Source organism: Kribbella sp. NPDC026611 (assembly GCF_040638345.1).
GTDB lineage: Bacteria > Actinomycetota > Actinomycetes > Propionibacteriales > Kribbellaceae > Kribbella.
Genome location: NZ_JBEZYC010000004.1, coordinates 749,348 through 762,203, shown reverse-complemented (window position 1 = coordinate 762,203; position 12,856 = coordinate 749,348). Strand labels below are relative to the sequence as shown.

Annotated in this window: 13 protein-coding genes; 7 read left to right on the top strand and 6 right to left on the bottom strand. The window is 69.9% G+C overall.

Translation table 11 applies throughout. From position 1 onward, the window contains the following. Window position 1: 1 nt before the first annotated feature. Entirely contained in the window at window positions 2–607 is a 606-nt protein-coding gene (locus tag AB0E69_RS20820; protein WP_360148082.1) for a rhomboid family intramembrane serine protease, read from the bottom strand. Window positions 608–715: 108 nt separating this feature from the next. On the opposite strand from AB0E69_RS20820, the gene AB0E69_RS20815 reads away from it, so the two are divergent. From AB0E69_RS20815 to AB0E69_RS20805, 3 genes are all read left to right on the top strand, one after another. Next, complete coding sequence (locus AB0E69_RS20815; protein ID WP_360148079.1) at window positions 716–1,879, top strand: Cmx/CmrA family chloramphenicol efflux MFS transporter; 1,164 nt, start codon at window positions 716–718, stop codon at window positions 1,877–1,879. Window positions 1,880–1,915: 36 nt separating this feature from the next. Further along, a complete protein-coding gene (locus AB0E69_RS20810) occupies window positions 1,916–2,869 on the top strand; it encodes a DUF389 domain-containing protein (protein ID WP_360148076.1) in 954 nt (317 codons plus the stop codon). Between the two features lie 87 nt (window positions 2,870–2,956). Then, window positions 2,957–3,904 (top strand): LuxR C-terminal-related transcriptional regulator, encoded by a 948-nt coding sequence (locus AB0E69_RS20805; protein ID WP_360148073.1) that lies wholly within the window; start codon window positions 2,957–2,959, stop codon window positions 3,902–3,904. 7 nt (window positions 3,905–3,911) lie between these two features. Here the strand turns inward: AB0E69_RS20805 and AB0E69_RS20800 are convergent, their stop codons facing one another. The 3 genes from AB0E69_RS20800 to AB0E69_RS20790 all read right to left on the bottom strand — a co-directional run bounded on the left by AB0E69_RS20800 (window position 3,912) and on the right by AB0E69_RS20790 (window position 6,355). Then, entirely contained in the window at window positions 3,912–4,541 is a 630-nt protein-coding gene (locus AB0E69_RS20800) for an HNH endonuclease family protein (protein ID WP_360148070.1), read from the bottom strand. Between the two features lie 111 nt (window positions 4,542–4,652). Beyond that, window positions 4,653–5,414 carry a peroxide stress protein YaaA gene (locus tag AB0E69_RS20795; RefSeq protein ID WP_360148066.1) on the bottom strand — a complete coding sequence of 254 codons (762 nt, stop codon included), beginning with the start codon at window positions 5,412–5,414 and terminating at the stop codon, window positions 4,653–4,655. After that, complete coding sequence (locus AB0E69_RS20790) at window positions 5,411–6,355, bottom strand: aldo/keto reductase (RefSeq protein ID WP_360148063.1); 945 nt, start codon at window positions 6,353–6,355, stop codon at window positions 5,411–5,413. The genes AB0E69_RS20795 and AB0E69_RS20790 overlap by 4 nt, the downstream gene beginning before the upstream one ends. Window positions 6,356–6,389: 34 nt before the next feature. Here AB0E69_RS20790 and pepN point away from each other — a divergent pair, with 34 nt between their 5' ends. From pepN to AB0E69_RS20775, 3 genes are all read left to right on the top strand, one after another. Then, complete coding sequence (pepN, locus tag AB0E69_RS20785) at window positions 6,390–8,846, top strand: aminopeptidase N (protein ID WP_360148060.1); 2,457 nt, start codon at window positions 6,390–6,392, stop codon at window positions 8,844–8,846. Between the two features lie 198 nt (window positions 8,847–9,044). Continuing rightward, window positions 9,045–10,286, top strand: coding sequence for a septation protein SepH (gene sepH, locus AB0E69_RS20780; protein WP_360148057.1), 1,242 nt, complete (start codon window positions 9,045–9,047; stop codon window positions 10,284–10,286). 187 nt (window positions 10,287–10,473) lie between these two features. Then, a complete protein-coding gene (locus AB0E69_RS20775) occupies window positions 10,474–10,881 on the top strand; it encodes a hypothetical protein (RefSeq protein ID WP_360148054.1) in 408 nt (135 codons plus the stop codon). A gap of 137 nt (window positions 10,882–11,018) precedes the next feature. Here AB0E69_RS20775 and AB0E69_RS20770 read toward each other — a convergent pair whose 3' ends face one another. Next, window positions 11,019–11,393 carry a helix-turn-helix domain-containing protein gene (locus AB0E69_RS20770; protein ID WP_360148051.1) on the bottom strand — a complete coding sequence of 125 codons (375 nt, stop codon included), beginning with the start codon at window positions 11,391–11,393 and terminating at the stop codon, window positions 11,019–11,021. A gap of 56 nt (window positions 11,394–11,449) precedes the next feature. Here AB0E69_RS20770 and AB0E69_RS20765 point away from each other — a divergent pair, with 56 nt between their 5' ends. Next, complete coding sequence (locus AB0E69_RS20765; protein WP_360148048.1) at window positions 11,450–12,232, top strand: NAD(P)H-binding protein; 783 nt, start codon at window positions 11,450–11,452, stop codon at window positions 12,230–12,232. On the opposite strand, the gene AB0E69_RS20760 is transcribed toward AB0E69_RS20765, so the two are convergent. Continuing rightward, the gene (locus tag AB0E69_RS20760) at window positions 12,204–12,776 is read right to left on the bottom strand and encodes a TetR/AcrR family transcriptional regulator (protein ID WP_360148045.1); all 573 of its coding nucleotides are present in this window, start codon (window positions 12,774–12,776) and stop codon (window positions 12,204–12,206) included. The genes AB0E69_RS20765 and AB0E69_RS20760 overlap by 29 nt on opposite strands. Window positions 12,777–12,856: the final 80 nt, after the last annotated feature.

Sequence of the window (12,856 nt, the reverse complement as noted above, 5' to 3'; positions counted from 1 at the left end):
GCTACCTCGTCTTCTGTTTGTCGTCTGCGAGCACCCAGGCCGAGAGGATGCCGGCTATGCCGCCGAAGAGGTGGCCCTGCCAGGAGATGCCGTCTTGGGGTAGGAGGCCGCCTAGGAGGGCGCTCCCCCAGACCATCACGACGAGTACGCCGACCAGGACCTGGCCGAGCCGGCGGTTGAAGAGGCCGCGCATGATGAGGTAGGCGGCGTACCCGAAGACCAGGCCGCTGGCGCCGATCGTGATCGTGTTCGGTGGCGACACCAGCCAGGTGCCGAACCCGCCGATGACCACGACGATCGCGGTCACCTGGAACAACCGGGCCGCGCCGCTCACCGCGATCAGGGCGCCGAGCGTCACCAGCGGCAGCGTGTTCGAGATCAGGTGACCGAAGCCCAGGTGCAGGAACGGCGCGGTCAGGATCCCGATCAGCCCGCGGGGTTCGCGGGAGATGATTCCGTACTGGTCCAGGGATCCGTGGGTCGCGGTGTCGATCACCTCGCTGAGCCACATCAGCCCCACCAGCGCGACCAGCAGCTTCAGTCCGCCACCGATCTTGCCGGTGTCGACGCTACGCCCGGTCCGCTTCGCCGGGGTCTGGGAGCTCATACCTCCACGATGCCGCATCACCCCAAGTCTCAGCCCGTGGCGGACGCGGCGACAGCGGACAGTGATCTCTGAGACACTGCGAGTGGCCATCGCCAGTGAGGGGGAACGATGCCGATAGCTGTCTACGTCCTGGGTCTGAGCATCTTCGCGCAAGGCACGTCCGAACTCATGCTGGCCGGCCTGCTGCCCGAACTCTCCACCGACCTGCACGTGTCGATCCCACAGGCCGGCCTGCTCATCTCCGCGTTCGCGGTCGGCATGCTCCTCGGCGCCCCGATCCTCGTGGTCCTCACGCTCAGATGGTCCAGACGTACGGCGCTGCTCCTGTTCCTGGCCGTCTTCGCACTGATGCATGTCGCCGGCGCGCTCACCACGAGCTACACGGTCCTGCTCGCCACCCGCATCATCGGCGCCTTCGTGTACGCCGGCTTCTGGTCCGTCGCCGCCGTCACCGTCGTCGCGCTGGTCCCGTCCACCAGCCGGGCCCGAGCGATGAGCATCGTGACCGGCGGTCTCACCATCGCGACCATCGTCGGGCTGCCACTCGGAACCGTCCTCGGCCAGCACCTGGGTTGGCAATCCGCGTTCTGGACCGTCGCCGCGCTCTGCGTCCTAGCCATGTCCGGCGTCCTCGCCACGGTCCCCGCCGAGAAACCCGACCCAGCGACCGCTCCCCGGCTCTCCGCCGAGCTGAAAGTCCTGGTCAACGCGAGACTGTGGCTGGCCTTCGGCACCACAGCGTTGGTGACGGCAACGATCCTGGTCGTCTTCAGCTACCTCGCCCCACTGCTCACACGCAGCACAGGCCTCTCAGCGGGAGCTGTCCCCGCGGTGCTCGCTCTCTACGGTCTCGGGTCATTCATCGGGATCACTGTCGGCGGCCGATTCGCCGACGCCCTCCCGTTCCACACGTTGTTCATCAGCATCACCGGCCTGATCGCCCTCTCGGCCGCGCTCGCCCTGACGGCGACCACTCCGGTGCTCGCGATCCTCGTGATCAGCCTGCTCGGTGGCTTCGGGTTCGCGGCCAACCCCGCGCTGAACGCGCGCGTCTTCAGTCTGGCCGGGGACGCGCCGACGCTGGCGACCGCGACCAACTTCTCCGCGTTCAACGTCGGCATCACGGTCGGCCCGTGGCTCGGTGGGCTGGCGATCGACGCCGGCGCGGGCTACCCGACGCTCGGCTGGATCGCGGTCGCCACCGGGTCCGCCGGCCTGCTCACCGTCCTGCGCGCGGCGTTCCTGCCGCTCAGCAGGGAGTGCGTCACGTAAAGCTTCACACTGACAGCTGGGAACATGTGCCGTGTGATGCACCTTCGACTCATCGTGCCGCCGGATCGCAGCGAGCGCGTCCTGGACCAACTCGTCACCGACCCGCGGGCGACCAGCATCGTTCGGCTGCCGGGCGCCGCCCACCGGCCGGACGGCGACGTGATCGAGTGCGACGTCACCCGGGAGGCGACCTCGGACATCCTGTCCTGGCTCAAGAGCCAGGGCCTGTACGACGACGGCGCCGTCGCGCTCAGCTCGGTCGACTCTTCTCCGTCGCGGAATGCCCACGCAGCGGAGAAGGCCGCACCGGGTGCTCCCGACGACGCGGTGATCTGGGACGCCGTCCTCGACCAGGCCTACAACGAGGCGAGCGGTTCCTGGGTGTACTACGCCTTCCTCACCTTGGCGACGATGATCGCATCGGTGGCGGTGATCACCGACTCGTCGATCCTCGTGGTCGGAGCGATGGTCGTCGGCCCCGAGTTCGGTGTCGTGGCTGCACTGGCCGTCGGGCTGTTCCTGCGCAAGGGCGGCCTGACGCGACGGTCGCTCTCGTTGCTCGTCCGGGGCTTCGTGCTCGCGATCGCCCTGACCGTGCTGGCCGCGTTGCTCGCCCGCGCGGTCGGCTGGGTGGATGCCGGCGATGTCACGGCAGCACGACCCCTTACCGGTTTCATCTGGCGACCTGATCGCTGGTCGGCAGTCGTCGCCGTCCTGGCCGGCTGCGCCGGGGTTCTGTCGCAGACGGCCGGCCGCGGCAACGCGCTGGTCGGCGTCTTCATCTCGGTGACCACGGTGCCGGCTGCGGGCGACCTGGCGTTGTCGCTGGCGTTGTGGGCACCCCGCCAGATCGGCGGCTCCGCGGCGCAACTCGGCATCAACCTCGCGGGCATGACCGTGGCCGGCGTCGTCACGCTGCTGCTGCAGCGGGTGGTCTGGCGCAGCTACCTGCGGGTGAAGCGTAAGGCGGGCGCGCGCGTTGAGGCTTGACCGGGCGTCCCCTGTCCGGTCCGCGCGCGCCCAGCATCTGTAGGCATACCCCACCAGAGGGGCACCTGCACCAGATAGTGTGATCGAATGCTGGAGTCGCTGGGGGTCGAGCCTGACGACGAAGCGGCCTACCGAGCTTTGCTGCAGACGCCCGGGTGCACAATCCCCGAGCTCGCTCAGCACCTCGGCTGCGACGACCAGGACACCACCGCCCGCGTCGGCCGCCTGGAGAAGCTCGGCCTGCTCACCATGACCTCCGACGAGCCGGCCCACCTGTTGCCGACCCGGCCGGACGTCGCAGTCGACGCGCTGGTCGCAGTACGGCGTGCTGAGCTCGACCGGGTCCGCGCCGAGGCCCGCGTGATGCTGTCGGAGCTGCGGGCGCAGGAGCAGCACCGGCCGGAGAACCTCGTCGAGGTGATCGTCGGGCAAGAGGCGATCGCCGCCCGGTTCTTCCAGCTGCTCAACGGCACGCAGCAACAGCTCCTCGTCCTCGACCGGCCGCCCTACGCCTCAGAGGCCGACGAGTCGGACACCCAGGTCCGCGGGTTGCTGAGCGAGGGCGTGGTCGTGCACGGGATCTACTCCCCCGACTCGCTCGACATCCCGGGCGGCGTGGACGAGGCCTTCAGCGCTGCCGATGCCGGTGAGACGTCGCGGGTGCATCCGCAGGTGCCGATGAAGCTGGCCGTGTTCGACGGCAAGGCCGCGCTGCTGCCGTTGTCGGTCGACCAGCTCGTCGACAGTGCCCTCGTCGTCCACCCGTGTGCGCTGCTCGACGCGCTGAGCGAGATGTTCTGGCTGCTGTGGGAGCAGGCCGTGCCCGTCGTACCGCGCACGACGACCGACCCGACCGACGCCAGGCTGATGACACTGCTGACGGCCGGGTTCAAGGACGATGCGATCGCGCGGCAGCTCGGCCTGAGCAGCCGGACGGTCGGGCGGCGCGTGGCCGAGCTGATGGAGGCGCTGGGCGCACGGACCCGGTTCCAGGCCGGCATCCACGCCCAGCGCCGCCAGTTGCTCGAGGACTAACCAAGGACTAACAGGTCCCGAGCATCTGCTGGAGAGCAGTCTTCTCAGCGGACTGCAGCGACAGGCCGTAGGTGTACTTCACCCAGATCCACTCGCGCGCGTAGATGCAGTGCACCGATGCGTTGGTCGGCTGCCACGAGGCCGGGTCGGAGTCGCCCTTCGACCGGTTGCTCGACGCGGACACAGCGATCAGCTGCGAGATGCTGAGGTCGTTCGCGAACTGCTGGCGGCGAGCCGTCGTCCAGGCGTTCGCCCCGGATTTCCACGCCTCGGCCAGCGGCACGATGTGGTCGATGTCGACACCGGACGAGTCGTTGATCCAGGTGGCGTCGTACACGCTGTACCACTGACCGGCGGTCGGGTGGCAGCTGCTGTCGACGGTCACGCCGGTGCCGTCACGCTTCAACACCTGCTCGCGGGTGTCGCAGGTCCCGGACTGGATGATCCAGTGCGGGAACAGGTCGCGGCTGTAGCCGCTGGTCGAGCCCTCCGTCTTCACGGTCAGGCTCGCGAGCTCGCTGGTGGCGGTCGAAGCGGACGGCGGGGTGGGTGGGTAGGCCAGCGCCGGTCCGGCACTCAGGCCCCAGGCAGTGGTCGTGGCAACGATGGCTGCCACGAGCGCAGTGAGACGTCGCATCGGTCAGGTCCTCCGAAGGGTAGGGCGGATCCCCCCTGACGTTGCTTGCCCTTCAGCCTTCCCCGATCACGCTGTGTAGGAAACCACTCACCAGTGACCGTCGAGTGAACGTCAGTCGTGTTCCACGACGGTGAGAGTCCAGCCCGCGGCCGCGCGGTCCAGCTCGGCGTTCCAGCGCTCGTTCACCAGCTTGTGCAGGGCTTTCGGCGTACCCGGGTCCTTGCCCGACTCCAGCAGGTGCCGCGCGACCAGCCCGCGGGCGTGCTTGGCCATGTGCGAGACGACCGACCGCATGCCGTCCCGCTCACGCACCACGTTGACCGACACCCACTTGTTCGCCTGATCACCGGTCGGCCGCCAAGCAGCGACGTACGTCGATGAGCGGCAGTCGACGATCACCCCGTCGACGTCGGCCAGCGCAGCGCGCAACGGATCACGCCACACCGACGCCAGCGGGCCGTGCCCGGGGAGCGTCGTACCCATCGAGAGCCGGTACGGCGGTACGCGGTCCGCCGGGCGCAGGGCGCCCCACGCGGCCGAGATGACCAGGAGCCGGTTCGCCGCGCGGCGCTTGGTGCCTGCGGAGAGCGTGGAGTATCCGAGGGCGTCGTACAGGACACCGGAGTACAGCTCGGAGACCGGCACCGACGGCTCGGTCCGCCAGCGGGTGTTGCGCTCGACCTCGTGCCGCAGCGAGGCGCCGACGTCGAGTACGTCGAAGGCGTCGGCGGACGCGGAGACCTTGGCCAGCGTGTCGAGGACCTGTTCGCGGACCGCGTTGAGCTCCGGGAACGAAAGCGCTGCGAGGTCGACGGCACGGCCGCGCGACCGTCCGGTCTTGCCTTCGGACGGCGGCAGGAGGATCAGGGTCACGTGAGCTCGTCCAGGATGGCCAGGTCGGCCGGGGTCGGCTGCCAGGTGCCGGCCGCGACGTTCTGCGCGATCTGCTCCGGCGTCGTCGCGCCGGCGATCACCGAGGCGACCGCAGGCTGGGCCGCGAGGCCGCCGATCGCGACGTCGATCATGCTCAGGTCACGCTCGGCCGCGAACGTCTCCAGCGCCTCGAGCTTGTCGAAGTCGGCCTTCGCGAGCCGGTCCGGCTGGGTGGCCAGACGGCTGCCGTCCGGGGCGGCCGCGTCCCGCTTGTACTTGCCGGTGAGCAGACCGGAGGCGAGCGGGAAGAACGGCAGGATGCCCAGGCCGAGGTGCTCGCAGGCGGGCACCAGCTCGTCCTCGACGTCGCGCTCCAGCAGCGAGTAGTGGTTCTGGGCGCTGATGAAGTGCTCCAGGCCGTTGGACCGGGCGGTCCAGTCCGCGTCGACCACCTGCCAGCCGGCGAACTGCGAGCTGCCGAGGTACCTCACCTTGCCCTCGGCAACCAACTCGGAGAGCGCCGCGAGCGTCTCCTCGATCGGGGTGACCGGGTCCGGGACGTGCAGCTGGTAGAGGTCGATCCAGTCGGTCCCGAGCCGCTGCAGGCTCGCCTCGACCGCCTTGCGGATGTACCGGCGGGAGCCGCGGACGCCCCAGTCCGGGCCGTTCAGGCCCTGCATGTCGCCGCCGAACTTGGTCGCGACGACCACCTGGTCGCGGCGCGCGCCGAGGGCCTTGCCGAGCAGCTCCTCGCTGAACCCGTGCTCGCCGCGGTACACGTCCGCGGTGTCGAACAGCGTGATCCCCGCGTCGACCGCGGCGTTCACCACCGCGTCGGTCCGGCCGGCATCGAGCCGCCGCCCCAGGTTGTTACAGCCCAGCCCGACCACACTGACGGTCAGGCCCGAGTCACCAAGCTGCCGGTACTCCATATCGCTCATGTGCTCAGCCTAATCTCGGCATACAGTGGCCCCCATGCCGAGCCTCACCATCGACGGCGCCCGCACTCGGGCCGCCGCCCTCTCCGTCCAGTCGTACGACGTCGATCTCGACCTCACCCAGGGCGAGCGGACGTTCGGGTCCACCACCACGATCCGGTTCACCGCGTCGAGTCCGTCCAGCTGGCTGGACGTGAAACCGGACGAGCTGACCTCGGTGACGCTGAACGGTACGCCGGTCGACGTCGCCGGACTGAACGACGGACGGCTCGAGCTGAGCGACCTCCAGCCGGAGAACGAGCTGGTCGTGGTCGCCTCGATGCTGTACTCGCACGATGGCGAGGGCCTGCACCGCGCGGTCGACGCCGCCGACGGTCTCGTCTACACGTACGCGATGTCGTTCCTGGACGCCGCGCCGCGGATCTTCGCGTGCTTCGACCAGCCCGACCTCAAGGCGCCGTACCGGATGAAGGTGACCGCGCCGGAGGACTGGCTGGTGCTCGGCAACGGCGCCGCGACGCAGGTCTCCCCCGGCCGCTGGGAGCTCGCCGAGACCCAGCCGCTGTCGACGTACTTCGTCACGGTCGTCGCCGGGCCGTACCACCAGCGCACCGACTCCCACGACGGCATCCCGCTGAGCGTGGTGTCGCGGCAGTCGCTCAAGGACGCGCTCGACCGCGAGGCCGCCGACATCTTCGAGGTGACCAAGCAGTCCTTCGACGAGTACCACCGGATGTTCGGCTACCGGTACCCGTTCGGCGAGTACCACCAGGCGTTCGTGCCGGAGTTCAACGCCGGCGCGATGGAGAACCCGGGCTGCGTGACGTTCCGCGACCAGATGGTGTTCCGGTCCGCGGTGACCGACGGCGAGCGGAGCAGCCGGGCCCGGACGATCGTGCACGAGATGGCGCACCAGTGGTTCGGCGACACCGTGACGATGAAGTGGTGGAACGACCTCTGGCTGAACGAGTCGTTCGCCGAGTACATGGCGCACCGGGTCTCGACCGCCGCGACGCGGTACACCGACAACTGGATCGACTTCGCCTACATCCGCAAGTGGTGGGGCCTGCAGTCCGACCAGCGGTCGTCGACGCACCCGGTCGCCGCCGACGCGGTCAAGGACGCGCTCGCGTCCCTCGACGACTTCGACGGCATCTCCTACGCCAAGGGCGCGGCGGTGCTCAAGCAGCTCGCGGCGTACCTCGGCGACGATGTCTTCCTGGCCGGCGTCAACGCGCACATCGCGGCGCACGAGTTCGGCAACGCGACCTTCGCCGACCTGCTCGGCAAGTGGACCGAGGCCGGCGCCGTCGACATCGAGGGCTGGGCGCAGAGCTGGCTGCGGACCGCGGGTGTCGACACGATCAGCGCGTCCCGTACGGCGACGGGCATCACCCTGCAGCGGAAGGCGCCGGCCGAGTTCCCGGCCGCGCGGCCGCACAAGCTGACCGTTGGCGGGTACGACGCGGACGGCCGCGGTACGACGGTCGACGTACTGCTGGACGCTGACGTGGTCGAGGTCGCGCTCGATCCGTCGGCCGCTGTCGTGATCCCCGACGCGGGCGACGACACCTGGGCGAAGATCCGGCTCGACGCGGACAGCCTCGCGAATCTGCCGGCCGTGCTGCCGAAGATCGCCGACGGCGTCACGCGGGCCGTCGTCCTGAACAGCCTGCGGGACGCGATCGCGGATGCCGAGCTCGACCCGAAGCTCGGGTTCGAGGTGATCCTGGGGCTGCTGCCGACCGAGGAGAGCGACATCGCGGTCGGCACGATGCTGAGCTGGGCCAACGCGCACCTGCTCGGCGTCTATCTGCCGTACGAGCCGAACCGCGGGCGGCTGGCCGAGGTGCTCGCGGCGCGGCTGGAGACCGTGCCGGCCGGGACGAGCGTGCAGCTGTCGGTGGTGCGCGGGTTCGCGCGGTTCACCGACGACGTCGAGCGGCTGAAGGGCTGGCTCGCGGGTGACGGCGTACCCGAGGGCGTCACGATGGACGCCGATCTGCGCTGGATCGTCACCCTGCAGCTCGCGCGGCTCGGCGCCATCGGTACTCCGGAGATCGACGCGGAGCTCGAGCGCGACGCGTCGTCGGAGGGCGTCGTGCACGCGACCCGCTGCCGGGCGGCGTTGCCGACCGCGGCGGCGAAGGAGCTGGCCTGGACGCAGATCATGACGGACGCGGACATCGCGAACTACGAGCTGTACGCCGCGTGCGACGGGTTCTGGCACCCGACGCAGGCCGACCTCACCGCGCCGTACGTCGACCGGTACTTCGCCGAGATCGCCGGCACCGACAAGCTGCGCTCCGGCTGGGTCGTGGCCACCACGGCCACGCGCGCGTTCCCGCGCTTCGCGATCGAACAGCGGGTCGCGGACCGGGCCGGGGACCTGGTGGCGGACGAGTCGCTGTCGTCCGGGATCCGTCGGGCCGTCGGTGACAGCGCCGACGACCTGAGGCGTGCGCTTGCGGTGCGTTCGCGCTTCGGAGCGTAAGCTCCGCATTCCGCGGAGTTCGCCGTCACACCGTGTTGTGACTACTGTGACTGATGTGACCAGGAGGACCCTGGTGACCAGGCAAGATGTGATTTCGTGACGTAACCTCCACAATGACCGCGCGGCACGGCGCGCCGGTCTTGGTCAGGCCCAGCGTCCGGGAGAGACTGTCTAGAACCGCACAGGAGAACAAGGTCAATGCGCGAGGCGAGGCTCGTCGGTCTGAGCCAGGACGGTCAACAACTCGTCCTGGCGATGGCAGAGACGGGTGAGGAGTTCGCCGTTCCGGTCGACGACCGGTTGCGTGCGGCCCTCCGCGGCGACCGTGCCCGACTCGGCCAGCTGGAGATTCAAATGGAGAGCGCGCTGCGCCCACGAGACATCCAGGCTCGTATCCGCGCCGGCGAAAGTCCCGAGGCGGTGGCGGCCGTCGCTCAGATGCCGATGGAGCGCGTGATGGCGTTCGCCGGCCCGGTGCTGGCCGAGCGCGACCACATTGCCAGCCTCGCGCAGCGCGCCTCCGTCCGGCGTCGTGGTGGCGGCGACGCCCCGACGCGCAACCTGGGCGCCTGGGTGACCGAGCGGCTGCGCACGCGGGGAGTGGATCCCGCGTCGGCCGAGTGGGACGCCTGGCGGCGCGAGGACGGCCGCTGGGCCGTGCGCGTCTCGTACTTCGTCGAGTCCGAGGACGAAGCGGAGAAGAAGGACGAGAAGATCGCCATGTTCGCCTACGACGCCCCGGGGCGGTACGCCGTACCGGATGACGACGAGGCGCGCTGGCTGGTCGGCGAGCAGGCGCAGGTGATGCCCACTCCCGTGCAGCCGCAGCCTGGTGAGCGTCGGCTGACCGCGGTCGCCGACATCGACCCGACGCTCGCGCCGGACCATGGTGCGGACGTCTACGAGGCCGGCTTCGAAGACACGATCAGTCTCCCCCGCCGCAATCACCCCGCTCCGCGCGAGCCCCGCGAGAGCGTGCGTGACCTCCCGCGCGAAACCGCTCGGGACAGTTCTGGGCAGGCGGAGCGTGGCGCTCGGCGGGTGCATTCGGTCCCGGATCCGGACGAGGAGCCGACGCTGATCGACGTACCGGTCGACCAGCCGCCGGCGCCGCGCCCGACGGTGCGGGCTGTCGAGCGACCGGCCGATCCGCCGGCGTTCGCCTCCCCCGCCCACGAACCTCGTCAGCCCGAGACCCGTCGGACCCAAGAGCCGGAAAAGCAGCAGGACCCCGAGCCCGTTCGCGAACAGGTTGCCCGCGAGGCTGTGCAGCCGGCCGCTCCGCCCGTGGAGCAGAAGCCCGCCGCTGAGCAGCCCGTGGGTGACGAGCCTGCGGCCGAGGAGACTGCGGCCGAGCCGAAGAAGAAGGCGGCCCGGCGCGGGAAGCGGGCCAGTGTGCCCAGCTGGGACGAGATCATGTTCGGCAAGAAGGCCGACTGACCCGTCACGGACCGTCGTCCCAGATGGCGGACGGTGTTTGGCAGTGCCCCCGGGCTCTGCCATGATCTTCGGCATGCAGATGCTGCTGTGTTGTTGCTGTTGTCGCTGACGCGCGCCGACTCTCGGCGCACGAGGCCCTGTCCTTTCCGTGGCCCGCCCGCCGACACAGCACTCACAGGAAGATCGCATGAATCTCCCGGCGTTCGCCGACCTGCTCGCGTCCCGTGGTCTCCGGCTGCTCCCCGGTTCGCACGCCGTCCCGGTCGAGCTGCTCGTTCAGTTGCCTGACGCAACGATTGCCCGGTTCACCGCCCGCGGCACCACGCTCCGGCTGCGCACCTACGCGCCCGGCGCGCTGACCACGATCACCATCCCGGCCGAGTGCGGCTGCGGCGACCACCACCCGCAGAGCGGCCCGTCCCGCGTGACGCTGAGCCGGTACGCCGTACCTCTCGAGGAGCGCATCCTCGACGGCGAGCTGCTCTTCGGCTGGCAGCACCACGAAGCCGGCCTGCTCTCCCTCGCCGACGCCGGCACCCACTTCTTCACGCTGCTCGAGACCGTCCGCTCCCGCCAACTCGTCGGCGTCGCCTGACCCCGCTCGAGGGGATAACCCCTTCAGTTGAGGCTTCTCCCCTGGTATGCGAGGGGAGAACCCTCAAGTCAAGGGGTTATCCCCTCGAACGGGCGTCGGCGGGCCGGCCGCGGGCGGGGTAGGGGCGGGCGGTTGGGTTAGGGGCGGCGGTGGGCGGGTTCGGTTTCGTCGAAGTGCCGGCGGGCTGCGTCGACCTTCGCGAGGTTGCCTGACCATTCGGCGAGCGAGCGGAAGAGCGGGGCGAGGCTGCGGCCGAGGTCGCTGATCTCGTACTCGACCCGGGGCGGCACCTCGGCGTAGTACTCGCGGACGACCAGGCCGTCGCGCTCGAGTTGGCGGAGGCGCTGCGTCAGGACCTTCGGCGTGATCACCCCGATCCGGCGCTGCAGCTCGATGAACCGCATCCGGCCGTACTCGTTCAGGGTCCAGAGGATCGGGGTGGTCCAGCGGCTGAAGACCAGGTCGACGACCGGCGCGATCGGACAGGCTTCGAGGGCTGTGGGCTCGCTCACAAAGCCAATACTATCCTCTAGGTACCTACTATCCCGCGGCCAGTAGCGTCATGGCCATGATCGTGATCACCGGAGCCACCGGCAACGTAGGCCGCCCACTCGTCGACGCCCTCGCGGGCCAGACCGTCACCGCCGTCTCGCGCGCGGACGGCGTCGACCTCACCCACCCCGAAACCCTCAAGCCGGCCCTCGACGGCGCGGACGCACTCTTCCTCCTCACCGCCGGCAGCTTCCTCGCGAACGGCAGGATGACCGACGTCATCGAGGTCGTGAAGTCCGCCGGCGTCCCGAAGGTCGTGCTGCTGTCCAGCCAAGGCGTCGCGACCGGCCGTCACCCGTCCGTCCACGAGGACGCGGTCACCGGCTCCGGTCTCGACTGGACCATTCTCCGCGGGAGCAACTTCGCCTCCAACGCCTTCCAATGGGCCGAACCCGTCCGCACGCAGCGCATCCTCGCCGCACCCTTCGGCGACGTCGCCGTACCGGTCGTGGACCCCGCGGACATCGCCGCGGTAGCCGCCGTCGCGCTGACCCGACCCGGCCACACCGGGCAGGTCTACAGCCTGACCGGCCCGGCCGCCCTCACGCCGCGGCAGCAGGCCCAGGCCATCGAGGACGCGCTCGGCGATCCCGTGCAGTACGTCGAGCTGACCCGCGCCGAGGCCCGGGCCGGCATGCTCGCGTTCATGCCCGAGCCGGTCGTCGACACGACCCTCGACATCCTCGGTACGCCGACGCCGGAAGAGCAGCAGGTCAGCGACGACATCGAGACCGTGCTGGGCCGCCCGGCCGGGACGTTCGCGGACTGGGTCAGCCGGAACCTTCCCGCCTTCCGTTGATCAGTGGCAGGAAGACGTCGTCGACGAGCTCGACGAGCGTCGACGGCGTCACGGGCTCCCGGGCGAACAGCATCTCGTACCGGAGCAGGTTGGTCGGGGCGGTGAGTACCCGGTCCGGGACCTCCACGGCCGGGATCTCGCCGCGCTCGGCCGCCCGCTTCACTAGGGTCGCCATCGCGCCGGTCATCCGCCGGTAGATCTCCGGATCCAGGTCCGGCGCCTCGGACAGCAGCCCGTGGGTGATCTCCGGCCCGATCGTGGCGAATCGGTCGGCCATCCGCTGCAGCAGGGCCAGGGTGTCGCCGCGGAGGGTCCCGGTGTCGGGCAGGTCCTCGACGATCGACCCGGTCCGGTGCCGCATCGCGGCGATCACCAGGTCCGCCCGGTTCCGCCAGCGTCGGTACAGCACCTGCTTGCCGGTATGCGCCCGCGCCGCCACGGCCTCCATCGTGAACCGCGCGTACCCGGACTCGTGCACCTCGTCCCAGGCGGCATCGAGCAGGGCGGCCTCGAGTTCGGCACCTCGCCGGCGCTGCTGCTCCATCGGGCGACTCCTAACAAGAGACCTTGCGTCTCTTACCTCGACGAGCTTACTCTAGCAATCGATAAGAGACGCATAGTCTC